This is a genomic window from Streptomyces sp. NPDC046876, assembly GCF_040645035.1.
Taxonomy (GTDB): domain Bacteria; phylum Actinomycetota; class Actinomycetes; order Streptomycetales; family Streptomycetaceae; genus Streptomyces.
The window spans coordinates 25423-48423 of sequence record NZ_JBEYXK010000052.1 but is presented as its reverse complement, the minus strand read 5'-3'; the positions used below and the strand labels follow the sequence as shown (position 1 = coordinate 48423).

The window sequence follows — 23001 nt, the reverse complement described above, 5'->3', positions numbered from 1 at the left end:
CGGCCCGTACAAGGGGGGCCTGCGCTTCCACCCGTCCGTGGACATCGGGGTCGTCCCCACAGCGCTGCGCGCTGTGCCAACGAGCCGCTTCGCTTCGCTCAGCGGGAGGGCGCTTCGCGCCCTCAGGGCCGGCCCTTCGTGCCGGTGCCCTACGCTGCGCTCCGGGCTGTGTTCCGCTTCGCTCCACCCCGAACAGCCTGCTTCGCAGGCTTGAGTGACCCCGTTTCACGGGGTCCGGGCCTTCGGCCCGTTGGGCGGGCCCGCTCCGCTCCCCCACCCAGGTCCTTCCGGCTCCGCCTCCAGGACCAGCCCGCTATCGCGGGCGCCAGCAGCAGGCGGGGAAGTCGTGCCCGGGGCGGGCCTCCTGGCCTCGGAGCTTTCGGGGCTGGCCGGGAAGAGAGGAACACTGCCTGCGGCTCGGCCCGTGGGTATTCGTTTTCGCTCCCCTCAGGCCCTTTCGGCTTCGCCTCCAGGGGCCGTAGCCCGCTCTGCGGGCTGTCGGCAGCAAGGGGGGTGGCCACTGGCCGACCAGCCTTCCTCAGAAGTACCAGCAGTACAAGGGGTGACGGAGGCCTGCCGCCGTGCGGGCCAGATCTGCCACTTCAGTCAGGGCCTCGACCGCCGCCTCCACCGGGACCCCCTCGTCTTTCATGGTGGCAAGTCCGACCCAGACACCAGCGGCCGCAACGAGCCGGCTCCTGCTCGCCTGCGTCAGGGTGGAACACAGTCTCTCGGGGAGCTCGAACACCGTGAAGCCGTCATTCTTCATCGGCACAACAACACGCGGCTCTGTGGCCGCACCCCCTACCAGCAGGACCTCCCAGTCCCCCACCGCATCGTCGGGGTAGAAGTCCGTGCACGCGAAAGCCGGAAGACCATGATGGCGATGCCGTGGTCCCATCTCGGAAGCCACCCCGTCATGCGGGGCCACGAAGAACTCAACAGCAATAGGCATGGCCCGATCATGCCAGCTCGCATCCCAGGTGATGCTTCAAAATGTAGCTTGGCTTGATACGGGAAGTGATGGCATGGTCCGCTCCGGGTCCTCCCCGACGACAGTCATGCTGTCGTCTGCCAGTGAACCTTGTCGTGCGGGTGATTCCCACTGGGGGTACCAGGGCCGGGCTCGTCACTCGGCTTCGTCATCGAAGTCGTAGGGCGGGATGGCCCATCGCAGCACCATCTCTCCCGCCTTATCGGCTTCGAGCGTGACCGGATACACCTGGCCGGCGGCCCGCTCACCACGGTGCCTGATCGAGTGGTCGCCCTGGTCCCATTCAATGCCCAGCACCTGGCAACCACCGACGTCGATCGCACCCACACGGAGCGGATGCTGCCACCCAGCCCGCTGGAAGCGATGCACATCGGTGTGCTCGTCGATCGAAACCATGAGGCCCTTGCCATGGAGGCGGTCGCGCCAGGCCTCGAGTTCGGCCGTACGGGCAACCGCCTCCGCCATCGGGAGGTCCAGCCACCCGTGTGGCCCGTCGACGCCGTGCTGGGCGATCCGCTCACCGCCGAACTGCGTATGTGCGTCCTCCGCGTACAGGCCCCAGTAGAAGACATCGGCGAGCCCGTCGGCCGGATCGTCGTCCCATCCCCGCCACACGTCCAGGCCCACGGCGTCGCCGAGAACCATGCCGCACCGATCAACGGGCAGGTCCCCGAGCCAGACCGGTACCGCCCGGTCCGCGGTCTCGGGCCACGGAAGCCCGAGACCGATCTCCAGAGTCGCGATCGTCGGCTCACGGTCGAACGGAGACGGCGAGGTACTCGCCCGCACCATCAAAACCCGGTCAGCGGCTGCTGGAACCGCGACCGCCTCGCACAACCCTTCACGAAGATGGCCCCCGCCCTTCGCCGTGGCCGCCCTGGCGCGCTCGGACAGGGGCAGACCCAGTTCCCGCCACTGATCGATGCAACCGGCCATACCAAGCACCAGCGCACCCGACGGCGCATCGACAGTTCCCAGGTCGACGAAGATCTCAGACATGCGCCGATTGTGCATCCCCCGTGTGACAACGGGTCCGCGCACGAGGTTGGTGGCCGCCTCTGCAGCCTCCGCTCCGCCACAACCGACAACTGCTCAGGCCTTTATCGGTAGCGGGCAGTTCCGCCGTAGGACATGCCCAGCGTCACGGTGAGCTGCTTGACGTCGAGTTCGTCGGCAAGGGTGAGCAGTCGTGTGGAGCGCAGGATCTGTGGGAGTAGGCCAGCCGGTGCGAGGCTGTCTCGGATCACGACACGAAAGGGATGAAAGATCCTGAACACCGCAACTGGCTCTCGCTTCCGTGGAGCTGCCACCGCAGCGGCCTCCCTCGCCACGCTCACTGTGATGGCCTTGCGGCGCCCAGCCCTGCGGCCGATTCCCGCATGGTTCCCGGCGCAGGGCCCCGCCGGGGCGGGCTCGCCCCGACCACCTTCTCTCTCCCATCGTGGGCCGGCTGCGGCTTGCCCGGGGCAACGGGAACGACCCTCCCAAGAGTAGTCATGCGTACGACTCGCAACACGACGCCCACCGCCCTCAAGGGGCGCACCTGGCGGGCCGCTGCCGCGGCCCTCGTGGCCGCCGGAGTCATCGCCGGTGTGGCTCCGCCAGCGCCGCCACCGTGCAGCCGGGTCCACGCCTCCCCGGCCTCTGCCAACGTCTCCGACTCGCAGCCCGACCTGCGTCCAGGCATGCGCGGAAGCACCGTCACCGACCTCCAGCGTCAGCTCAATTCCCACGGCCACCACCTCAAGGTCGACGGCATTTTCGGTCCCGAGACCACCGCAGCCCACAAAGCCTTCCATCGTGCCCACGGCTAGCAGGCCGACTGGGTCGTCGGCCCCGCGACCCGGCACGCCCCGCACGGCGCGCCGGGCGGTCAAGGAGCGCAGACCCGCGCCTCACTGGCCCGGCAGATCCTGAATGCCAAGGGCGTCAGCCTGGGCAACTCCCGTTCCTCCAACGTAAAGGACCCCGCCTCCACCCCGCTGCGCACCATGCAGGACACCGCAGCCGGCAAGGCCGCCGTGACCAGCCGCTACAACGACGTCGGCGCCCGCCGGACCCAGCTGGACGAGCGAATGCTGAACGAGGTTCTCCAGCTCGCCACCAGCCATGGCTTCCGGTTCAACATCACCGAGATCGCCGGCGGAGACCAGAGCAGCACCTCCCGCCACTACGCCGGCACCGCCTTCGATACCAGCGTCATCGACGGGACGAAGGTCAGCGGCAGCAACAAAGTCGGTCGCCCGGTTCAAGCAGGCCTGCAGGGCCCTGGGCGCCACCGAGATTCTCGGCCCCGGCGACCCGGCCAGGCCACCCCCGTGCACTGCGCCTGGCCCCGCCACTAAAACCGCCTGCGGCCGGTCTGGGCGCCCGGGCCGCCGACACACTCCACCGCATCGCCCCGCCCGCCTGCCGTGCCCTGGCACGGCAGGCCCCGAACGCCCGTCCCTTCCGGACAAGGAGTTTCCTCATGCACATGACGAAACGGACCGTTACCTGGAGCGCTGCAGCGGCCGCGGCAACGGTGCTCGCCACGATGGGGGTGGGCGGCCTGGTGACCCCCGCCGAGGCGGCCTCCCCGTGCGCGTACGCCGTCAGGGGCCTGGACACCAGCCACTACAGCCACGACGACAGCGCCACAACGGAGGCGGGAAGGCCATCGACTGGCCGCAGGTCGTGCGCTCGGGCCGGAAGTTCGCCTTCCTGAAGGCAACGACTGGACAGACAGGTGGTTCGCCCGGGACATGGCCGGCGCCTCCAAGGCCGGCATCCTGCGCGCGCCCTACCACTTCTACGGCCGCACCCCGGGCGCCTCCCAGGCCGAGCACTTCGTCAAGACCGTCCGCGCGACCGGCTACAGCGGCCACGGTGCGGGCGAGCTGCACGTCAAGCCGATCTTCTACACCTCCGCCTCGTTCATGAAAGGACTGCCTGCCCGGCGACGCCTCGGCCCTGGCCTCGCACGTACTGTGGCAGCCGCGCTACGGCAGCGGCACCCGCGAGCCGGCCCCCATTCCGGGAGCGGGACAGTGGACCATCTGGCAGTACAGCGAGACGGGCAGCGTCTCGGGCGTTCCCCATGCCGGGGACGTCAATGCCTTCCGCGGCACCGAAGCCCAGCTGCGCGCCCTGGCCGCCCCAGGCGGACAAGGAGACCCCGGCACTCCAGCGCCCGCCGGGCGGTCCTGGCCCCTGCCGCGACAGGGCAGCGAAGGCACGGACGTGCGCACGCTCCAGCTGCTGCACACCGCCGCCGGCGCGAAGATCACGGTCGACGGCAGGTACGGGTCGGCCACCGCATCCGCATCCGCATCCGCAGTCAAGGCCTTCCAGAACCAGCACCGCCTGCAATCCGATGACATCACCGGCCCCGACACCTGGGCACGGCTCGTCCCCACGCTGCACTCCGGCGATAGCGGCCGCAGTTCGGGCAGTGCAGGAGCAGCTGAACGCCGCCAGTGCCAAGGTCACGACCGACGGGCGGTACGGGGCCGCCACCACCACCGCTGTCCGGGCCTTCCAGAGCAAGCACCACCTGACCGTCGACGGCGTCATCGGCGCCGACACCTGGCGCAGCTGCTCTATGCCAGCCGGAGCTGACACAGACCCCCCACCCTGCAGCACCGCCCACGCGCCCTGCAGCGAAGGAGGCACCCGTGTCCCGCACTCCCCGTCAGGGTGCGGGCGGCGCGGGTGGTAGGTACGCGCGGTAGTCGGGGTGGCCCGGTAGGGCGGGGAGTGGGTGGGGGCGCCAGTTGGGGGCCCAGCGGGGCGGGGAGTGGCCTGATACCAGGACTGCCGTCGGGCGGGTGCGTGCCAGGGAGACGAGCTCGCGGGCGGTGATGCTGCCGTCGTGGCCCCCGTACACCTGGCGGGCCGCGCATCCGGTGGCGGAGGCGGCGCGGACCGCCTCCGTGCCGCTGACGATGCACGGTGGGCGCACGCCCAGGCGGTGCAGTTCGCCGGCGATTGCGGTGAACGCCGCCCGGTCGGCGCGGCTGCGGGCCGCTGCGCCACCGGCGATCGTGAACTGCAGGGCCAGATGGGCCACCAGGGCGGCGCACAGGGCGGTCAGGGCCAGCGGACGGCGGGTGCGGCAGGCGGCGAACAGGCGGTCCAGGCACAGCGCCACCGGGATCGCGAGCAGCGCGTATGCCGGTAGGAGGAAGCGGGGAGCCGCGTAACCGACCATCAGGAGGTAGGGCACGGCCAGGAACAGCGCCACCGCGGTGGGTAGGGCGGCGACCAGAGTGCCTCGGCCGCTGCGGTATGCGGCGACGAGCCCGCCCGCGGTCAGCGGGGGCAGGGCGAACCACCACAGGCCCGTGTAGGGCCGGGACCACGGCACATTGCAGGGACGGCACAGGGTTCGGCCATCGAGGGCGCGCAGCTGGTCGGTGAAGGCCGGGTTCCAGCCCAGGCCGCCTTGGATCTCGCTCGCCCTGCGGAGCCTGGGCAGGAGGCCGCCGTAGCGGAGGTGGGCTTCGACGGCCCATTCCGCGCCGCCGGCGACGAGGCCGACGAGCAGGGCCGCGGCGAGGGCTACCCGCCGCCGAGGGGGGACGGCCCACGCGGCGCAGAGCAGGGGGAGGACCAGCCATATCGCGTCCCCGGGTCGCATGAGTGCGGTGAACGCCACCCCCGCGGCGACGCCGGCGGGCGCGGCCCTCAGGAAACAGCCGACCGTGAAGAGTGCCCCGAAGGCCACCCAGAGGTTGGGCATGGCCTGGGGGCCGTAGAACACGGTGGTCCACAGCCCTGCGTACAGGCCGCCCGCCAGGGCGAGGACGCGGGTGGGGAGCAGCCCCCGCCATACCCACAGCGAGAGCAGCAGTGCCGCTGCGGCCAGGACGGCCAGGTACACCCGTAGCACCGATACGGAAGAGGTGAGCATGGTGACCGGGGCCACCAGGTAGGTGATGCCGCGGGCGCGCGGGGCGCTGAAGAACGCGGCCGGCAAGTCCGGGGACACCTGGCTGACGTATACCGTCTCGTCCCACCCCAGCCCGGTGCCCGGTACGACGAGGAGGAGCTGGACTACGGCGTACACGGCGGCCACGGAGCCCAGTGGGATTAGGTCTTTCGAACGGCTGCGGGGCCGGGCGGAGCCCGCCAGGGCGGTCGGGGGATCGGGCACCGCGACGGCCTTATCGAGCATCGACGTCGTACCTCCGATGCGACAGGGGACACGGAGCCGGTCCCCACCCGTGCACCACCCTGCCCGCCGCGAGCCGACCCCGCACTCCGAACGGCAGTCAGCCGAAGCCGGCGGCGGAGAGCGAGAGGCGCCCCCTCGTGCGGCCGGTTTTCCCGTGGTGCCGGCGGTACGGTGGGGTCATGCGCTGGTTCTGTCCTGTCCCGTCCGCCCGGCGGCAGCCGGTGTGTTTCTGATGCCCGCTCAGCGGCGGGCACGCATCGCCTTCTCCGATGCCGCTGCCAAGCAGCTGGAGGACATCACCAGCGAGGCGGAGATCCACGCCCTGGACCGTGCTCTGGTGGTCATCTCCGTTGATCCCGACGTCGGGGAGCCGCTCCCCGGCGGCACCTCGGGCCCGCGTCTGCACCAGTACGTCGACGAGCTCGAATCCGTGCGGGTTCTCTACTTCGTCACTGCCCTGCGCACGGTGGTGGTCGTGGCTTACATCGAGGTCTGAGCGCGGCCGGGTGTGAGGTTCGCGTGCGGTTCGGCGTGTGGTTCGATGTGTGGTCTGGTGGCCGTGTGTGTAGGCTGCCAGGTGGAGGTATGCGCTGTGACCACGGAAAACGAGCTGTTCAGTGCGGTGGACGCGCTGCTGGAGCACGTTGCCCAGGAGGTTCTGCCGCCTCCTGCCGAGCGGAGGCGGCTGCGCGAGGCCGCCGGGCTGAGCCAGGACCAGATCGCCACTGCTCTGCAGACCCGGCGCGAGACCGTCAGCGGCTGGGAGTCGGGCCGCAGCGAGCCGCGCGCGCCGAAGCGGGGGGCGTACGCCAGGCTGCTGGACGGGCTGGCGGAGCGGTTCCCGGCAGCTTCGGAGAGCGCCCCTGAGTCGTCTGAGCCTCTTTCCGTTTCTCGTCCTGTTTCTGCTCCTGTTGTTTCTGCTCCTGTTGTTGCTGCTCCTGCTCCTGCTGCTTCTGTTGCTTCTGCCGCGGTTGCCGTGCCGGCGCGGGTGGCCTCCGTGGGGGGTGAGGGGCGGTTTCCGCATGGGCCGCTGGTTGTGCTTGATGCCGATGCCGACCGGCAGGTCGTTGCGTACGGTGTGGGCGGGCTGGTGTTGGACGTGCCCGCCAAGTCGCTTCCCGCCCTGGTGGAGTGGGCCCTCGGTGAGGGTGGGCTGGGGGCGGCCCGGCTCGTTGCGAACGGGCGGGACGCCGATCCGGTGCTCGTACTGACCGATGCCGCTGCCGAGCGCTACGGGCTGCCGTCCAGGCTGTCCGAGGAGGAGCGGCATGCCGGTCGGCTGCCGGAGGACCACAAGGTCGTCAAGCAGCTCACCAAGGCGCAGTGGCAGCTGACCCGGCGCGGGCTCGGGCCGTGGGCGCGGATCTACCGGCCCGCGCAGGGTGGCAAGCGGTCGTGCGTCCAGCTGTGCGTGCTGGGCTGGGACGCGCTCGACAGCCGGTCCTGGGGGCGGGCCGCCGAGCTGCCGCCGGCCGAGCTGGCGCGGCTGCTGGGTACGTACGCGACGCGGGTCATCACCCCGCGCGGGTCAACCGCGGTCAACGGCCTGGAGCTGATGACCGCTCTGCACCCGCCGACCCGGGCCGGGCGGCCCGATGCCGACGGCCGGCGCCACAGTGAGTACAACCCCGGGTCGCTCGGCAGTCAGCCGGTGGACTGTGCGCCGCCGGAGGCTCCGGACGGGCACCCGCTGCTGGCTCACCTGCCCCGGTTCCACCAGCGGGGCCCCGCCGAGGTGCTGGTGGAGGAGGCGTACGACTGGGCGCGGCAGCTGACCGACGAGGAGTGCCTCAAGCCCTACGTGGTGGGGATCGACGTCAACATGGCCTTCGCTGCGGGGGCGAACGGTGCCGTTGTCGGGCTCGGGGCGCCCGTGCACGTTGACCGGCCCCGGTTTGATGTGAAGGTGCCCGGGTGCTGGTTGGTCGACCTGTCCCATGTGGAGCTCGATCCGCGGCTGCCGTCGCCTTTCACCCCGACCGGTGTGCGGCCCGAGGGGCCGGCCTGGTACGCCACTCCGACCGTCGCCTACGCGGTGGAGCTGGGGTACGAGGTGCGTCCTGCCGAGGGCTGGCTGCGCAAGGAGACCGGACGGTACCTGGACGCCTGGTACCAGCGGCTGCGTGACGCCTACGTCGCCACCATGGCCGACCTCGGCGTCACCACGGGCATGGAGCCGCAGGCCTTCCTGGAGGCGATGGCCCGGCACCGCGAGGTCGACCCCGAGCTGGCGCTGGTGCTGTCCGCGATCAAGGCGACCGTGAAGGGCGGCATCGGCAAGCTCCGCGAACGGCCCCGGGGCGGCGGCTGGCGCCCCGGGCAGCCCTGGCCGGCGCTGCAGCGCCCGACCTGGCGCCCGGACATCCGTGCGGCCGTCATCTCCCGGACCCGGGTCAACATGCACCGCAAGATGCTGAAGACGGCCGCTGCCACCGGGCTGTTCCCGGTCGCCGTGCTGTCGGACTGCGCCGTGTACGCCTCCGACGGGCCGAGCCCGCTCGACTTCCTCCCGTACCAGGACGGCAAGCCGCTCAAGGGCGGCTTCCAACTGGGTGTCTCCCCCGGCATGGTCAAGCACGAGGGGACCCAGACCGTGCTGTGGGCCGAAGGCGTACGAGAGGAGTACGGCAGCGAGCTCAATCTGGCCCGGTACATCAAGGACGGCCAGATCACGGCCAAGGACAGCGGAGAGTAGGCGGATCCGATGGCCACGGTCGGCGAAGGGCTTGAGGAAGCACTGCAGCGGGCGTTCACCCGTCCCGTCCCCAAGAGCGCGGGCGCCCAGATGCGTTTCCTCGTCAAGCAGTACAAAGGCCGTACCGGGGAGGTAGCCCGGCTGCTCGGGATCAGCCGGCGCACGGTGGAGCGGTACGTGAAGGACCAGCTCAGGCACCCCCGGCCGGAGCTCGCCGCCCGGATCGAGCGGGAGGTGCGCAGGCGGTGGCAGCCGCAGGTGCGGGCCAGGGCGAAGAAGGCCGCTGCCACCACCACCGGCATCATGATCGACACCCGTGCCCGGTTCGGCTACACGGCCGCGCCCGGTACCACCGACGACGCCCGGATGCGCCACCTGACCGTGGCGCTGCCGCCGGAGTTCGCCGGGCGCCTCTTCGACGCGCAGGAAGCGGGGGCCACCGAGCAGCGGCTGCGGCAGATCGCCGCCGAGGGGCTGCAGGAGACCTACTTCAAGGACCACGGGCGGCGGGCTCAGGGGCTGCTGGTCGAGTACACCGAGCTCGAGCACATCGAGTTCGAGCTGTAGGGCTTTCTGTCTCTAGTCTTCTCGGTCTTCTCGCTGTCTCGGGCCCGGGTCCGGCGGGGAGTGGACGAGCCCGTTTGTGGTTCGTGCCCGGGCTTCGTCCAGCGGGACGAAATCGAGGCCCCGGTCCGGCTCGGCGAGCAGCCGTGGCTGCGTGCGGTGGCCATGCTCGTATCCCAGGTGCCCGGTGGGCGCCTGAGGCCTCCCCCTCCCCCGGTGCTCCCTCCCCCCGGCTCGGGGGACTGAAGCCCGGTGGGCGCACTTCGGTCCCTGTCCCTTCGGTCCCTGCATAAACCTGCAGGTCAGGGGCTCGGGTCTCTTCCGACAGGGACCAAAGGGACTCAAATCTCTAGTTATGAGCTACCCAGGCATACCCAGTAATACTTACGCGGGCGCATACACGCACGCACGTAAAGGCTGGAAGTAGGGATTCTGAGTCCCTTCAGTCCCTGATGGTTGGGGCCTAAGGCTCTGACCTGCGGTTTTGTTCAGGGACTGAACGTGCAGGGACTGAACGAGGGTCTGGGTGATTCAGTACCTGGGGCGGTTCGGCGGAGGGCGGGACGGGCCGGAGAGCCTGTGGCGGGTGCAGGGACCGAAAGGGACCGAGGAGTCGGGACGTCGGAGGGTGAGGGACTGAGTCCCTGTCCGGGGCGGGGGCGCGACACGCCCGGGCGTGCACTGGCTTTGGAGAAGGGGTGTCTCGGGACAAAGCAGTTGGAAACCGTCAGGGACCGAGGGACTGAAGGGACTGAACTTCGGATACGGCGGAGATTGCATCCCGAGCGGTCACGATCTCTGGGGTAGTCTCCGACATAGTGAATCTTCAGTCCCTCTGGTCCCTGAGGTGCAGGTCAGCGCACACCTCGGAGAACAGGCCCGGGGACAGCAGCAGCCGCCACTAACAATGCGTCAAGGAAGAGCCAGTGCCCGTCCATTCCGAGAGCCTGCCACACGGTGAGAGTGGCAGGACGGCACGGGACGTGGCCGCCTGGATGGCCCGCAGGGGCTACCCGGTGCACCCGCTGGCCCCGGGGACCAAGACGCCCGCCCCGAACTGCCCCGACTGCCGCAGCGCCCCGCACGCGCCGCAGGAATGCCCCTGCCGGGCCCGGGGCCGCTGGTGCCACGGCTTCCACGCGGCCACCACGGACGTCCCCACGGTCCTGCGGTGGTGGCAGACCGAGCCCGCGTTCGGTGTCGGGGTCTCCTGCGGGCCGGCCCGGCTGGTGGTCATCGATGTCGACGCCCACCGGACCCCGCTGCCGGACCGTCAGCGGCTCCTGCCCGGCATTCCCGTCGACGACCGTGTGGACCTGACCGGGCTGCAGAACGGTTTCGACACCCTGGCGCTGCTGGCCGCGTACCGATCGCGGCCCCACCCGTGCGAGGATGCCTCGACCCTGCGGGTGCGCACGCCCTCCGGAGGCATGCACATCTGGTACCGGGCGCCCAAGGACGGTCCGGGCTTCCGGTCCTCCAGCGGCTCGAGCCCCAAGGTCGCGCTCGCCTGGCAGGTCGACGTCCGGTCGGTCGGCGGATACATCGTGGCGCCCGGGACCCGTACGGCTGCGGGCGTGTACGAGGCCCTGCCCGGGGCACGGCTGCCCGCGCCCCTGCCGCTCTGGCTGACCGCCGAACTCACCCGCACCGGGCACTCGGTGGAGACGGCCCCTGCAAAGCCCTCCCACGGCCCTGTGGCGGCCCGTACTCGGCGTCCGGGGGCTCCGGGACCCGGACGGGCCGGGCAGCGCATCCTGGCCCCGCTCATCGACGAGGTGAGTGCCTGCGGGGCCAGCCCCGCAGGCACGGCCTTCAGCGAGAAGCTCAACCGGGCGGCGTTCACCGCGGGCGGGTTGGCCGCCGCAGGCCACCTCGCCGCCGAGGAGTGCCGCCGACTGCTCCTGGAGGCCGCAGACCAGGCTCGACCCCACCAGCCGCGCCGGAACCGCGTCATCGTCGAAACAGGGCTGAACGCCGGAAGCAACCGACCCATCCACACCGAGGAACGCCCATGAGCAGCGCCGAAAGCACGGGGTTCAACGCCCAGGCAGCGGCGGAACAGCTCGCCGCGTTCACCACGGACACCGTCACGCCCGCCCGGCGCCTGCCCGCCCAGCAGGGGACGGCCCAGGCGGCGACGGGGGCGGGCGACTTCATCGCCGCGGGTCTGCTGCGCAACCTCACCGACCGGGGCAACGCCAAGCTGTTCGCCCACCTCCACCACGACCGGTTCCGGCACGTGGAGGGACTGGGCTGGTACGTGTGGGACGAGTACCGGTGGAAGCGCACCGGCGGGGAGAAGGCGGCGATCTGGGCCGCCGGCGAGATGGCGGAGGAACTGCCCGACCACGACCCGCGCGGCGTCTTCACCGACCGGGAGCTGGCGCAGCACCGCAAGCGCGCGATGTCCACCTCGGGCGTGAAGGCCATGCTCACGCAGGCCAAGGCGTCGCCCGAGCTCGCCCTTGACCCCGACTCCCTCGACGGCGACAAGTACGCCCTGTGCACCCCGTCGGGCGTCGTGGACCTGCGCACCGGCGACCTGCACAAGCCCGACCCCACCAGGGACCTGCACTCGCGTGCCACGCACCTGGCCCCGGAGGCCATGCCGACGCCTCGGTTCCACGACTTCCTGAACCAGACGTTCGGGGACGACGACAAGGGCAAGGAGATGATCAACTTTCTTCATCTCCTGCTCGGCTACTCCATCACCGGGGACGTGGGCGGCCAGGTGCTGCCCTTCCTGTACGGCGTCGGCGCCAACGGCAAGTCGGCCCTCCTCGACGTGGTCATCAAGATCCTCGGCGACTACGCGGACGTGGCCCCGCCCGGCTTCCTGATGGAGCGGGGCAAGTTCAACGAGCACTCGACCGAGTTGACGGAGCTCCACGGCCGTCGCCTGTTCGTGTGCAGTGAGCTCAAGCCGCACGACAAGTTCGACGAGGCCCGCGTCAAGCTCCTCACCGGTGGCGACCGCCTCAAGGCCCGCCGCATGCGGCAGGACTACTTCAGCTTCGAGCCGACCCACAAGCTGTGGCTGCTGGGCAACCACCGGCCGGAGGTCGGCACCGGCGGGCACGCGTTCTGGCGCCGTATCAGGCTGATCCCCTTCGAGAAGGTCGTCCCCGACCACCGTAAGATCGACAATCTGGCCGAGGCACTGGTCCAGGAGGAGGGTCCGGGCATCCTCCACTGGATGATCCAGGGTGCCAAGGCCTACCTTGCGACCAAGCCGGCCCTGACCGGGCCGAGCGTGGTCCGTACCGCCACGCAGGCCTACGCCACCACCGAGGACCACATCGGGCGGTTCCTGGCGGAATGCTGCACCACCGGGGCGGACCTGCCCGAGCCCCGCGACCTGAAGGTGGAGCAGGGCGCCCTCTATCGGGCCTACAGTGCATGGTGCCTCGACGGCGAGGGCCTGCGCCCCGCCACCACGCGTGCGTTCGCCACGCGTATCCGCGCCGAGGTCGGCGTCGCCTCACCCAGTGAGATGCTCCGCTCGAACGGGCAGAAGTTCTATCCCGGCCTGGCCCTCCTGGCCGACGAAGAACAGCCACCGCGCGACGCGAACAGGGCAAACGCGACGTGATCGGCCGACGTGTGCCGCCTCCCCGGGGCGGGCACGCCTACGATGGACAAGGAAGATGAACAGACCCACCAGCCGGCGGGGGCCCACAGGGCCCTGCCGCATACCGGTATCGGCGTCGCTTGCGGCGTGGAGGACCCAGGGGCCCGGAAGGCCCGACGTGAACGAGGAAGGACCCAGGCCATGAGCTCGCTACTGACAGCAAGCGATCTCGCCCACGAGGACAAAGTGGTGTGGCTGGAGGACCCCGAAGAACTCGATTACGTGCGCCAGGCCCTGGACAAGACCCCCCGGCGCCGGGGGAAGCCGCGCTACCACCGCGACGGTCGCATGATCGGCTTCACCGAGCTCGGCGACACCGCGGAAGCGGACCCCGACAGCGGCCTGCAGAAGCGCCGGGTCTTCTACCTGCTCCCCCACGACCGGGACGCCGAGCCCGACGGCCTGTACCGCGAAGGGGCGCCCGGCGAGGCCGTGGACCCCCGCACGATCGCGCCGAGGCAGGTCGGCAGGAAGACCACGCGCTCGCAGCGCGGGCTGTCCGCTCCCACCGTTGCCTGAACTCGGTCCCTTCAGTCCCTTGGGACCCTTGGTCCCGTTCAGTCCCTGTTTGCTGCCCTGAGGTGGGCACTCCTGTGCCTTGTGGTGGCTGAAAACTGCCTGAAGGTAATGGCGAAATTCAGTCCCTTCAGTCCCTTCGGTCCCTCGGGAAAGCGTTAACGCCGTTAATGCCCGCGCCCGGGGGCGGGCCTGCCCGGGTCCCCGTGCCGTGCACGTGGGGGCGTTAACGGCGTTAATGCCGTCAGCGCCCCCGGCGTGGGGTCGGGCTCAGATGCGGGTCATCAGCAGTTCCGTGACGGCCTTGAGGTCGTCCGGGGTGAGGTGGGCCGTCAGGGCGTCCGCGATCGTCTCCGGGGAATCCGTGGCGATCATGATGCGTGGTGTGGCGGGCGGGGTCGTGGCGGGGACGGGCGCCGGGGGCCGGCCGGGGGCCGGCGTGGAGCGCTGGCGCGGCGGCGCCGGGGTGTTGATCGACTCCGTGGCCGCTGCCTCCTGCTGCTCCTGGGGCAGGCGGCCGATGCGGCGGGCCGGCTCCACCTTGAGCTCCCCCGTGTCGACCTTCTCCTGGAGGGCCGGGGTGAGGTTCAGCAGGGTCAGGCGCTGGGAGACCCAGGCGGGCGTCTTGCCGAGGCGCTTGGCGACCTGGGCCTGGGAGCCGTGGACGTCGACGAGCTCCTGCAGGGCGCGGGCCTGGTCCATGGGCGCCACGTCGACGCGGTGGACGTTGGCGATGAGCGCCGATTCCAGGATGTCCGCCGCCGACGCGGCGAGGGAGTCGTTGACGTGGATGTGCATCGTCTTCAGGCCGGCGAGCTGCGCGGCCGCGAGGCGACGGTTGCCGTCGATGACGACGTACGGGGCGCGGCCGAGGCCGTCGGTCTGGCCCGGGTGGGCCTCCATGAAGGCCAGGCGGGTGGCGACCGCGAGGGGCTGGAGCTGGCCGCGGGAGGCCAGGGACTGGGCGAGCTCGTCCAGTTCGGTCAGGTCCTCGCGCAGGTTGAACGGGTTGTGCGCGAGGGCCTCGATGGGGACCTCGGAGGGCGGCGTCACCCCGGAGGTGGGGGCGCCCGTGGCCTCGGCGATGGCGGCGCGGCGGGAGCTGACGCTCACGGGCTGGGCCCGGGCGAAGGACGCCGAGACTCCGAGTTTGTCGGCCTTGCTCATGAGATCTCCCGGGCCAGGGCGCGCAGGGCGACGGCCTGGTCGCCCTTGGGTGCGTAGACGAAAAGGGGCTGCTTGACGCGGACGGCCTCGCGCTGTTCCTTGAGGTCGGGTACGACGGCGACGACGCGCGGATCCTTTATGTCCATCCAGGCCTGGAGCGAGGACGTGGCGATGTAGCCGCGGCGGCCGTCGTAGAGGTTGACGACGAGGCCGAGGTAGTCGATGTCGAGGCTGAGGTCGTCGCGCAGGTCGTTGATCTGGGAGGTGAGGAGGTCGTAGGCGTCGGCCGAGGAGTCCTCCGCCTGGACGACGATCAGCGCGCCGGAGGCGCCCGGCTGCTCGGCGTCGCGGCGGCGGCCGTAGTAGATCGCGGCGTCCATGCTCAGGCCGAGGCTGGGCGGGCAGTCGATGAGGATGACGTCGTAGTCCGACTCGACGGGGGCCAGGGCCCGTTCGAGGGCGGCCTCGCGGGCGCGGACCGTGGAGAGGCGGACGTCGAGGAGGAAGGCGTCCGTGCAGGCGGGCAGGAGGTGGAGGCGGTCGCCGAAGCGGGCGTCCGGGATGGGGACGACCAGATCGGACAAGGGGCCCTTGGCCTCGCCGGCCATGTGGCAGGTGAGGCTGTCGCCGCCGATGGGCAGGGGCTGCTGGCCGAGCTGCTTGGTGAGGTGGCCCTGGGGGTCGAAGTCGACCAGCAGGACGCGCATGCCGAGGCCCGGGAGGTCTTCCAGGTCCAGGGCGTTCGGGTCCGGGGCGGCCGGGTGGGGGCCTGCGTCCGGGGCGTCGGCCGAGGAGAGGCGCGCCAGCTGGCGGGCCACGCGGACCGGGTGGAGGGAGTCGGGGTCCTCGGCGAGGGCCTCCGCGGTGCCGGCGGTGATGGCGGTCTTGCCGACGCCGCCCTTCTGGTTGCACACGACGATGCGGCGGACGACGGAGGGCCGCTTGACCGTGGGGGCCGGGTTCATCTCCAGCCAGAGGCGGACGGCTTGGGCGAGTCCCTGGATGAGGGAGACGCCGCGGTCCTTGGCACCGGAGCGGAAGGACTCCCATTGGCCGGCGGGGAGCCAGGTGGAGAACGATTCGGCGCCCGAGGTGTCCACGGGGGACGGGGCGGAGGCGAGGGCGCTCCAGTGGGCGATGCCCTGGTGGACGGCGTCCTGGATGTCCACGCGGAGTTGGGCGGTGCGGATCTTCAACTCCTGGCGGAGCCACGGCGGGAGTTTGGAGACGACCTTCTCTCGGTCGCTCTGTGAGGAGGGCGAAGTCATGAGAGGGACTTTACTAACGTTCGCGGGCGGATGTGAGCGCCACGCTTGGGTATTGCTAACGAAATGCGACAGGGCGGCCTCGCACCCGCCGAAGCGAGCACCCCCGTGGTTCACCACGGTGTGTGCGAGGCCGCCCTGAGGCGGTGGTCAGCCGGCGACCGGGACCGCGGGGGCGTCCGGGGCGGCGGCCAGACCGAGTTCGGCCCGGCACGGGGGCGAGCCGGCCGGGTCGAAGAGCGGGATGCGGTCCGCGGGCACGATGCCCGGGAGCAGGAAGGCCCACAGGTCGATGACCCGGCGGTGGAGGTCCTCACGGCCGGTGCGGACGTGCGAGGTGACCTGGATGCCGGTGAACGAGCCGACGAGGAACGTCGAGAGGGCTTCCAGGTCGAGCGACGGGTAGAGGTCTCCGCGATCCCGGGCCGGCGTCAGACAGCTGTGGCAGGTGTCGATCCAGGCGTTGTACGGGGTGGGGTCCGGGTTCGTGAAGGAGCCGAACTCGATGACCAAGCGGATGCCGGCGCGGACGCGGACGTTCGTGCGCAGCCCGAAGGCCATCCGGTGCGTCAGGTCGATGACCGTCTGCAGGCCGAGGTCTTCCAGGTCGGGGACTCCTTCGGAGACCTGGAACTGCTCGTCCATCAGCGTGCGGGCGAGGGCTTCCTTGGACGGGAAGTGGAAGTAGAGCGCGCCCTTGGTGACCCCGGCGTGGCGCACCACGTCGCTGAGGCTCGTGCCGCCGAAGCCGCTGTGGTCGAAGGCGATGGCCGCGCCGTCGAGGATCGCCCGCCGGGTGATCTCGGCGCGTTCCTGCCTCGCCCTTGCCACGTGCGCTCTCCTGCGGGGGGTGTGTAGCTGGGTGGGGGGTGCCGGGTCCCTGGCGGGGGAGGCGGCGGGCTGAACGAAGGTCAATTTAGTGGGCGGCCCACGAAAAAAACCAGTCGACAAGTAGGTTCTGGCGGGGCTGGCGCGGCCTTTCCCCACCACTTGAGGCGATTTGGGCGCCATGTTAACGGCGTTAATGGTCAGCCCGGTCGCGGCTGCCGACTCCTGGAAGTGTGGGGCGGTTCGTTGCCGGGGTACGGCTGCGGGCGGAGCCTGGGGCGGTGGGGGCATCACGTGATCCGCTCGAGGCCGTGCTCGTTGCCGTACCGGTCGTCGTGCTCGCGTGCGGGGCGGCCGGCGCCCTGATGCGGCGGCTGGGGCAGACGGCCGTGGTCGGGGAGATCCTGGTGGGGATCGTGCTCGGGCCGTCGCTGCTCGGGTGGCTCTGGCCGGCGGGGGGCCGGTGGCTGCTGCCGGGGGAGGTGCTCCCGTACCTGGGGGTGCTGGGAAACCTGGGGCTGCTCGTCTTCATGTTCCTCGTGGGGCTGGAACTGGACCTCGGGCTGCTGCGGGGCCGTGGCCGCGCCGTGCTGGCGGTCAGCCAGGCGAGCGTGTGGGTGCCGCTCGGGTTGGGCGGACTCCTCGCACTGGCGATGTACGAGGGCTTCGCGCCGGACGGAACCGCGCGGCCGCCGTTCGTGCTGTTCGTGGCGGTCGCCCTCAGCGTGACCGCGTTCCCGGTGCTGGCCCGGATCCTGACGGACCAGGGTCTGTACGGGACGCCGGTGGGGGCGCTGGCGATGGCGTGCGCCGCCGTCGCCGACGTGGTGGCGTGGTGCCTGCTGGCCATGGTGGCGGCACTGGCCGGACCGAACAGTGCGCCGGGATGGGGAATCGCCGGCATGGGGGTGCTGGCAGCGGTGTTCCTGGCGGCCATGTGGTGGGGGGTACGCCCCCTGCTCCGCCGGGGCATCGAGCGGTGGGGCGGCGGCCGAGCGGGCGCCGGGGCGGTCGTAGGCCTGTGCAGCGGGCTCTGCCTGGCGGCCTACGCCACCCATGCGATGGGGGTGCACGCGCTGTTCGGTGCCTTCGTGTTCGGGGCGGTGGTACCGCGGGTGAAGGCCGTCGAGATGGCCGCGGCGCGGATGCGGGATTTCGCGGTGCCGGTACTGCTGCCGCTGTTCTTCGTCGGGAGCGGCCTCAAGACGGATGTGGGGCTGCTGGGCCACGGCACGGCGTGGCTGTGGGCGGCGGCGGTGTTGGCGGTGGCTGTCGTGGGGAAGTGGGGCGCGGGCACGGGGGCGGCCCTGCTGACGGGCCAGCCGGTGCGGGATGCGGTGATGGTGGGCGCGCTGATGAACTGCCGCGGGGTGACCGAACTGGTCGTACTGAACCTGGGGCTCGAGCTGGGGGTCATCGGCGGTGAACTGTTCACCATGCTGGTGCTGATGGCCCTGGTGACCACCGCGGTGACCGGCCCGGCGGTGAGGGCCTTGCGGGCGCGCCGCCGCCGCGAGGTTGGGCTCCCGGGCGACGGGCTGGGCAGGCTGGGCGTTAACGCCGTTAATGCCCAGCCCCAGACGGCCGACGGACGCCAACACAGGAGAAGCGCGTAGCGATCTGCGGCGCTCCCCGCTCCCGGCAGCCATTTCGTCGAAGTCTGGTGGAGGCTGGAGCCCCCTGGCCGTCCTTCGGGGGCTTCCCGGCAGCTCTTTGGCATTTCGGGGTGGGACGGCGGGTCAAGGGTGGCCGAAGGCCATCGCGCAGCGACGCGACCGCAGGGAGCGCCCTTGACGCGCCGGCCCGCACCGAAAGGACAATGGGCGGCCGGGAAACCCCCGGGCCCCCACCGACTCCGGTCCGCCGGGATCCCGTCCCCGGCTCCCGCTGACCGGCCGGTCCCGTCCTGGCACTGCCGGCCGTTCCGGTGTGCGGCTGTGCTTGCTGGGGCTCTGCCCCAGACCCCGCGCCTCAATCGCCGGCGGGGCTGGATTTGCCGGGCCTCGTGGGAGGCGTCGGGCGGAGGGGGGAGGGGCCAGGGCCTCCGTCCCAGAGGTCGGCGGAGGGGAGATTGGCCGGCCCTTCGTCCCAGAGGTCAGGCGGAACGGGGACGCCCCGGATCCGGGGTGACGGTCGGGGCTGCGCCCCGAGGCGTTAACGGCGTTAATGGCGCAGGCTTCGCTCAGGGGAGCGTTAACGGCGTTAACGGTGCGTCGGGGGTTTTCAGGGGAGCGTTAACGGCGTTAACGGTGGATCGGGGGCTTCGCTCAGGGGAGCGTTGGGTCGGAGGCTTCGCCCCGGGGAGCGTTAACGGCGTTAATGCTGGATGTGATCATCTTGGGATGAGTGATGAGCTGAGGATCCCGCCCGTCCGCGTGGGCGATGAGCGTGCCACCCTGACCAGTCTGCTCGACTGGCAGCGCGGCACGCTCATGGTGAAGTGTGCCGGGCTGACGGACGAGCAGTTGCGGCGTAAGGCGGTCGCCCCCTCCGGGCTGAGCCTGCTCGGGCTGGTCCGGCACCTCGCGGAGGTCGAGCGGGGCTGGTTCCGCAACGTATTCAACGGCGAGGACGTGCGCGGCTACTTCCCGAGGGACGAGGCGGGGGAGTGGACCGAGTTCCACGTCGAGGACGCCGACCCGGCGGAGTCGTTCCGGATCTGGCGCGAGACGTGCGAGCGGTCCCGGGCGATCGTGGCGGCCGCCGGGTCGCTGGACGTCATCGGGCGCTTCGGCGAGGAGGAGTACTCCCTGCGCTACATCCTGGGCCACATGATCGAGGAGTACGCCCGGCACAACGGGCACGCAGACCTGTTGCGCGAGGCGATCGACGGCGTGACGGGGGAGTAGGCAGGGGCACGAGTAGGCAGGGGCACTCACTGGCCGTTCTGCGTGCGGGTGGTGGCGTCCACGGCGTCCAGGGCCAGCTGCCACGGGAAGTGCGGCGGGGCGTCGACGCCGGCCGGGCCGGGGACGAAGCCGTTCTCCCCGTACAGGACCGTGACGCCCGCGCTGCGCAGGATGGCCAGGGACTGGTCGAACTGGGGGTGGGCGGCGAGGGCGGCGTTCGTGCACGGCATGGTGACGACGGGGGTGCCCTTGCCGATGGCCTCGGCGGCGACGCCGATCGCGAAGCGGTCGGTCAGGCCCAGGGCCCACGCGTTGAGGGAGTTGAAGGTCGCCGGGGCGAGGAGCAGGGCGTCGGCGGCCGGCCAGACGTCCGGCTCGCCCGGAAGCTTGTACTGCCAGCGGACGGGGTGGCCGGTCAGGGCGGCCAGGCCGTCGAGGCTGACGCGGAGCCAGTGGGCGGCCGTGGGGGTGAGGCCGAGACAGACGTCCCAGCCGCGGGACTGCGCGTCCTCGATCACGTGGGCCACGTCGAAGACGGGTGGGGCGGCGGAGCAGAGCAGGTAGAGCGTCTTGGTGCTGGTCATACCGACATGTGATCACATTCCTTGACCTCAACCCCAGTTGAGGCGACATCATCGACCGCATGAGCGAACAGGAACTGGCCGTCAAGGCCATTGCGCAGGTGGTCGCCGAGGTGCAGCGCACCCAGCAGGCGAAGGACGCGGAGGGCTTCCTCGCCCTCTTCCACCGGGACGCCCTGTGGACCACGGGGCACGGCAAGGTACTCATCGGGTTCGACGCGATCGCTGAGTTCACGCGGGCGGTGCTGCCCGCGGCGGACTGGGACGGCCGGGTGACGTACGAGGTGGTGCACACCCAGTTCCTGCGGCCGGACGTGGCCGCGGTGAAGGTGCGCCAGCTGTACACGGGTGCGGACGGCGAGCCGAAGGGCGAGGGGGCGCCGCTGTACGTGATGACGCGCGACGGGGACGACGGCCCCTGGCTGCTGACCGCCTGCCAGAACACCCAGGTGCACGCCGAGTAGTCCACCCGGCGCGGCGGCACGACGCGGGCACGGCGTGGCCCCGGCGCGGCGGCGTGGACGGACGCGTATGCGTGTGAGTCTCTCGGCCATGTTCCGTCTCTCGGAGGCGGGATTCACTGAGGGCATGACGCAGAAGACACCGAACAGCAACCAGACCACCACCACCGCCGCCGTCCCCGCCACCCTCGTCATCGGGGGTCACGGCAAGACCGGCCGGCGTGTTGCCGCGAAGCTCCGCGCCGACGGCCGTCCGGTGCGCATCGGGTCGCGGGTCGGGGAGCCGGCCTTCGACTGGAACGCGCCGGCCGGCTGGGCCGCCGCCCTCGACGGCGTCGACCGGGTGTACGTGACGTACCACCCCGACCTTGCCTTCCCCGGGGCCGACGAGCAGATCGGGGCCTTCGCCCGGGCGGCCGTGGCCGCTGGGGCGCGGCGGCTGGTGCTGCTGTCCGGCCGTGGCGAGGAGGCGGCGCGGCGGGCCGAGGAGCGGCTCAAGGAGTCGGGGGCGGACTGGACGGTCGTGCGGTCCAGCTGGTTCGACCAGAACTTCGACGAGAGCTTCTTCCTGGAGTCGGTGCGGGCCGGGGTGATCGCCCTGCCGACTGCGGACGCCGTGGAGCCGTTTGTCGATGCCGACGACATCGCGGACGTGGTCGTCGCCGCACTCGGCGACGACCGCCGGCACATCGGGCGGACGTACGAGCTGTCCGGGCCGAGGCTGCTGTCCTTCGAGGAGGTCGCGGCCGAGCTGTCGAAGGCGACCGGGCGGCACATCGCGTACGTGCCCGTGTCGGGCGAGGCCTACCGGGCGGTGCTGCGGGAGAACGGGCTGCCGGAGGAGTTCGCCGAGCTGTTCACCACCATCCTGGACGGGCGCAACGCGCACCTGGTGGACGGAGTGCAGGAGGTGCTCGGCCGGCAGCCGAGGGACTTCGCCGACTACGCCCGTGAGGCGGCGGCCACCGGTGTCTGGGACGTCTGAGGTCCCGCGGCGGGTGGCCCCCGGGCAGGATGGGCCCGTGGACACGCTGACCGGTCTTCTCGAAGGCCCCAAGGCCCGCGGGGCCTTCCTGCTCAAGTCCGTCTTCAATCCGCCGTGGGCCGTGCGGATCGAGGACCGGGCCCCGCTGTCGGTGGTCACGCTGACCGCCGGATCGGGCTGGCTGCTGCCCGACGGGGGCACGGCGGTGCGGATCGGTCCCGGGGACGTCGCCGTCCTGCGGGGCCCGGAGCCGTACACGATCGCCGACGAGCCGGGGACGCCGGTGCAGATCACGGTGGACACCGACCAGCGGTGCAGTACGCAGGGGGGCGTGGACGTCAGCCAGTCCATGGCGATCGGTGTACGGACCTGGGGCGCGCCGGTGCAGGAGGCCGGCTCGGCGGTGATGCTGAGCGGGACGTACCAGGCGCCGAGCGAGGTCGGGCGGCGGCTGCTGGGGGCGCTGCCGACCGTGCTGGTCCGGCCGGCGGCCGCGGCGGACAGCACGCTCATCGGGCTGCTCGCCTCGGAGGTCGCGCGGGACGAGCCCGGGCAGGAGATCGTCCTGGACCGGCTGCTGGACCTGCTGCTGATCGGGGTGCTGCGGGCCTGGCTCGCCGACCCGGCCTCGGGGGCGCCGGGCTGGTACCGGGCCCACGGCGATCCGGTGGTCGGGCCGGCGGTGCGGTTGCTGCACGAGAACCCGGCCCACGGCTGGACGGTGGAGGAGCTCGCCCGCCGGGCGGGGGTGTCGCGGGCGTCGCTGGCGCGGCGGTTCGCGGAGCTCGTGGGGGAGCCGCCGATGGCGTACCTGACGGGGTGGCGGCTGGCCCTTGCGGCGGACCTGCTGCGCGAGCCGGACGCCACGGTCGCCACCGTGGCCCGGCGGGTGGGGTACGGGTCGGCGTTCGCGCTGTCGGCGGCGTTCAAGCGGGTACGGGGTGTCAGCCCGCAGGAGTACCGGCGGGCTGCCGCGGCCGGCGGCGCCGGTGGCAGCCTCGGCGTCGGCCTCGGCGTCGGCCTCGGCGTCGGCAACGACCGGCCGGCGGTGCCCGGGCTGCCGGCGCAGCCGCGGACCGTGGTGCTGCCGGGGGCGTAGCCGGTTTGGCTCGGGCGCCCGCAGGCGTTAACGGCGTTAATGCCCCGGGGGTGGAGGAGGCACAGGCGTTAACGGCGTTAATGCCCCCGCGGCGGAGGAGGCGCAGGCGTTAACGGCGTTAACGGCCCGGGGGAGGGGAGGAAGCGGAGGCGCTCAAACGCCCCGGGCGGGGAGGCCGACGCGTTAACGGCGTTAATGCCCCGCG

Annotated in this window: 21 protein-coding genes and 2 pseudogenes; 16 read left to right on the top strand and 7 right to left on the bottom strand. The window is 71.4% G+C overall.

The features are described 5' to 3' along the window. Positions 1-538 precede the first annotated feature (538 nt). The gene (locus tag ABZ924_RS24480) at positions 539-955 is read right to left on the bottom strand and encodes a hypothetical protein (RefSeq protein ID WP_361913596.1); all 417 of its coding nucleotides are present in this window, start codon (positions 953-955) and stop codon (positions 539-541) included. A gap of 174 nt (positions 956-1129) precedes the next feature. After that, positions 1130-1993 carry a hypothetical protein gene (locus ABZ924_RS24475; protein WP_361913594.1) on the bottom strand — a complete coding sequence of 288 codons (864 nt, stop codon included), beginning with the start codon at positions 1991-1993 and terminating at the stop codon, positions 1130-1132. A 497-nt stretch (positions 1994-2490) separates the two neighbouring features. Here ABZ924_RS24475 and ABZ924_RS24470 point away from each other — a divergent pair, with 497 nt between their 5' ends. The 5 genes and pseudogenes from ABZ924_RS24470 (at position 2491) to ABZ924_RS24450 (ending at position 4694) form a co-directional block, all read left to right on the top strand. After that, the gene (locus ABZ924_RS24470) at positions 2491-2808 is read left to right on the top strand and encodes a peptidoglycan-binding domain-containing protein (protein ID WP_361913592.1); all 318 of its coding nucleotides are present in this window, start codon (positions 2491-2493) and stop codon (positions 2806-2808) included. 177 nt (positions 2809-2985) lie between these two features. After that, entirely contained in the window at positions 2986-3339 is a 354-nt protein-coding gene (locus tag ABZ924_RS24465; protein WP_361913589.1) for a hypothetical protein, read from the top strand. 399 nt (positions 3340-3738) lie between these two features. Beyond that, a pseudogene (locus ABZ924_RS24460) lies at positions 3739-3789 on the top strand (hypothetical protein); the annotation flags it as partial. A gap of 427 nt (positions 3790-4216) precedes the next feature. Continuing rightward, positions 4217-4372 (top strand): annotated as a pseudogene (locus ABZ924_RS24455) (peptidoglycan-binding protein); the annotation flags it as partial. Next, on the top strand, positions 4350-4694 hold the full coding sequence (locus ABZ924_RS24450) for a peptidoglycan-binding domain-containing protein (protein WP_361913585.1): 345 nt from the start codon (positions 4350-4352) through the stop codon (positions 4692-4694). The pseudogene ABZ924_RS24455 and the gene ABZ924_RS24450, both read left to right, overlap by 23 nt. Here the strand turns inward: ABZ924_RS24450 and ABZ924_RS24445 are convergent. Continuing rightward, complete coding sequence (locus ABZ924_RS24445) at positions 4668-6152, bottom strand: hypothetical protein (RefSeq protein WP_361913582.1); 1485 nt, start codon at positions 6150-6152, stop codon at positions 4668-4670. The genes ABZ924_RS24450 and ABZ924_RS24445 overlap by 27 nt on opposite strands. Positions 6153-6384: 232 nt before the next feature. Here ABZ924_RS24445 and ABZ924_RS24440 point away from each other — a divergent pair, with 232 nt between their 5' ends. From ABZ924_RS24440 to ABZ924_RS24415, 6 genes are all read left to right on the top strand, one after another. Continuing rightward, complete coding sequence (locus tag ABZ924_RS24440) at positions 6385-6648, top strand: hypothetical protein (RefSeq protein ID WP_361913579.1); 264 nt, start codon at positions 6385-6387, stop codon at positions 6646-6648. A 96-nt stretch (positions 6649-6744) separates the two neighbouring features. Continuing rightward, a complete protein-coding gene (locus tag ABZ924_RS24435; protein ID WP_361913576.1) occupies positions 6745-8847 on the top strand; it encodes a helix-turn-helix transcriptional regulator in 2103 nt (700 codons plus the stop codon). Between the two features lie 9 nt (positions 8848-8856). Further along, positions 8857-9414 carry an XRE family transcriptional regulator gene (locus tag ABZ924_RS24430; RefSeq protein ID WP_361913573.1) on the top strand — a complete coding sequence of 186 codons (558 nt, stop codon included), beginning with the start codon at positions 8857-8859 and terminating at the stop codon, positions 9412-9414. Positions 9415-10394: 980 nt separating this feature from the next. After that, a complete protein-coding gene (locus ABZ924_RS24425) occupies positions 10395-11429 on the top strand; it encodes a bifunctional DNA primase/polymerase (protein WP_361913570.1) in 1035 nt (344 codons plus the stop codon). Next, complete coding sequence (locus ABZ924_RS24420) at positions 11426-13006, top strand: phage/plasmid primase, P4 family (RefSeq protein ID WP_361913567.1); 1581 nt, start codon at positions 11426-11428, stop codon at positions 13004-13006. The genes ABZ924_RS24425 and ABZ924_RS24420 overlap by 4 nt, the downstream gene beginning before the upstream one ends. Positions 13007-13186: 180 nt before the next feature. Beyond that, a complete protein-coding gene (locus tag ABZ924_RS24415; protein WP_361913564.1) occupies positions 13187-13564 on the top strand; it encodes a DUF6009 family protein in 378 nt (125 codons plus the stop codon). Positions 13565-13831: 267 nt separating this feature from the next. Here ABZ924_RS24415 and ABZ924_RS24410 read toward each other — a convergent pair whose 3' ends face one another. The 3 genes from ABZ924_RS24410 to ABZ924_RS24400 all read right to left on the bottom strand — a co-directional run bounded on the left by ABZ924_RS24410 (position 13832) and on the right by ABZ924_RS24400 (position 16824). Then, positions 13832-14728 (bottom strand): ParB/RepB/Spo0J family partition protein, encoded by an 897-nt coding sequence (locus tag ABZ924_RS24410; RefSeq protein ID WP_361913561.1) that lies wholly within the window; start codon positions 14726-14728, stop codon positions 13832-13834. Then, the gene (locus tag ABZ924_RS24405; RefSeq protein ID WP_361913558.1) at positions 14725-15996 is read right to left on the bottom strand and encodes a ParA family protein; all 1272 of its coding nucleotides are present in this window, start codon (positions 15994-15996) and stop codon (positions 14725-14727) included. The genes ABZ924_RS24410 and ABZ924_RS24405 overlap by 4 nt, the downstream gene beginning before the upstream one ends. Before the next feature lie 147 nt (positions 15997-16143). Next, positions 16144-16824, bottom strand: a complete 681-nt coding sequence (locus ABZ924_RS24400) for a ScbR family autoregulator-binding transcription factor (protein WP_361913555.1) — start codon at positions 16822-16824, stop codon at positions 16144-16146. Between the two features lie 278 nt (positions 16825-17102). Between ABZ924_RS24400 and ABZ924_RS24395 the strand changes: the two genes are divergently transcribed. Together ABZ924_RS24395 and ABZ924_RS24390 are read left to right on the top strand one after the other, a co-directional pair. Then, entirely contained in the window at positions 17103-18437 is a 1335-nt protein-coding gene (locus tag ABZ924_RS24395) for a cation:proton antiporter (RefSeq protein ID WP_361913552.1), read from the top strand. Positions 18438-19163: 726 nt separating this feature from the next. Then, positions 19164-19670, top strand: coding sequence for a DinB family protein (locus tag ABZ924_RS24390; RefSeq protein ID WP_361913549.1), 507 nt, complete (start codon positions 19164-19166; stop codon positions 19668-19670). Positions 19671-19696: 26 nt separating this feature from the next. Here the strand turns inward: ABZ924_RS24390 and ABZ924_RS24385 are convergent, their stop codons facing one another. Next, entirely contained in the window at positions 19697-20254 is a 558-nt protein-coding gene (locus ABZ924_RS24385; protein ID WP_361913546.1) for a flavoprotein, read from the bottom strand. Between the two features lie 59 nt (positions 20255-20313). Between ABZ924_RS24385 and ABZ924_RS24380 the strand changes: the two genes are divergently transcribed. The 3 genes from ABZ924_RS24380 to ABZ924_RS24370 all read left to right on the top strand — a co-directional run bounded on the left by ABZ924_RS24380 (position 20314) and on the right by ABZ924_RS24370 (position 22796). After that, positions 20314-20715: an SgcJ/EcaC family oxidoreductase gene (locus ABZ924_RS24380; protein WP_361913543.1), complete on the top strand. Its 402-nt coding sequence runs from the start codon at positions 20314-20316 to the stop codon at positions 20713-20715. Positions 20716-20839: 124 nt separating this feature from the next. Beyond that, positions 20840-21697: an NAD(P)H-binding protein gene (locus tag ABZ924_RS24375; protein WP_361913540.1), complete on the top strand. Its 858-nt coding sequence runs from the start codon at positions 20840-20842 to the stop codon at positions 21695-21697. 37 nt (positions 21698-21734) lie between these two features. Further along, entirely contained in the window at positions 21735-22796 is a 1062-nt protein-coding gene (locus tag ABZ924_RS24370) for an AraC family transcriptional regulator (protein ID WP_361913537.1), read from the top strand. Positions 22797-23001: the final 205 nt, after the last annotated feature.

Bases quoted from the DNA above. Each gene is read 5' to 3' on its own strand.
- ABZ924_RS24405 (WP_361913558.1), bottom strand. From the start codon at position 15,996: ATGACTTCGCCCTCCTCACAGAGCGACCGAGAGAAGGTCGTCTCCAAA.
- ABZ924_RS24410 (WP_361913561.1), bottom strand. From the start codon at position 14,728: ATGAGCAAGGCCGACAAACTCGGAGTCTCGGCGTCCTTCGCCCGGGCC.
- ABZ924_RS24390 (WP_361913549.1), top strand. From the start codon at position 19,164: ATGAGTGATGAGCTGAGGATCCCGCCCGTCCGCGTGGGCGATGAGCGT.
- ABZ924_RS24450 (WP_361913585.1), top strand. From the start codon at position 4,350: ATGACATCACCGGCCCCGACACCTGGGCACGGCTCGTCCCCACGCTGC.
- ABZ924_RS24480 (WP_361913596.1), bottom strand. From the start codon at position 955: ATGCCTATTGCTGTTGAGTTCTTCGTGGCCCCGCATGACGGGGTGGCT.
- ABZ924_RS24470 (WP_361913592.1), top strand. From the start codon at position 2,491: ATGCGTACGACTCGCAACACGACGCCCACCGCCCTCAAGGGGCGCACC.
- ABZ924_RS24430 (WP_361913573.1), top strand. From the start codon at position 8,857: ATGGCCACGGTCGGCGAAGGGCTTGAGGAAGCACTGCAGCGGGCGTTC.
- ABZ924_RS24440 (WP_361913579.1), top strand. From the start codon at position 6,385: ATGCCCGCTCAGCGGCGGGCACGCATCGCCTTCTCCGATGCCGCTGCC.
- ABZ924_RS24375 (WP_361913540.1), top strand. From the start codon at position 20,840: ATGACGCAGAAGACACCGAACAGCAACCAGACCACCACCACCGCCGCC.
- ABZ924_RS24385 (WP_361913546.1), bottom strand. From the start codon at position 20,254: ATGACCAGCACCAAGACGCTCTACCTGCTCTGCTCCGCCGCCCCACCC.
- ABZ924_RS24465 (WP_361913589.1), top strand. From the start codon at position 2,986: ATGCAGGACACCGCAGCCGGCAAGGCCGCCGTGACCAGCCGCTACAAC.
- ABZ924_RS24420 (WP_361913567.1), top strand. From the start codon at position 11,426: ATGAGCAGCGCCGAAAGCACGGGGTTCAACGCCCAGGCAGCGGCGGAA.
- ABZ924_RS24445 (WP_361913582.1), bottom strand. From the start codon at position 6,152: ATGCTCGATAAGGCCGTCGCGGTGCCCGATCCCCCGACCGCCCTGGCG.
- ABZ924_RS24475 (WP_361913594.1), bottom strand. From the start codon at position 1,993: ATGTCTGAGATCTTCGTCGACCTGGGAACTGTCGATGCGCCGTCGGGT.
- ABZ924_RS24415 (WP_361913564.1), top strand. From the start codon at position 13,187: ATGAGCTCGCTACTGACAGCAAGCGATCTCGCCCACGAGGACAAAGTG.
- ABZ924_RS24380 (WP_361913543.1), top strand. From the start codon at position 20,314: ATGAGCGAACAGGAACTGGCCGTCAAGGCCATTGCGCAGGTGGTCGCC.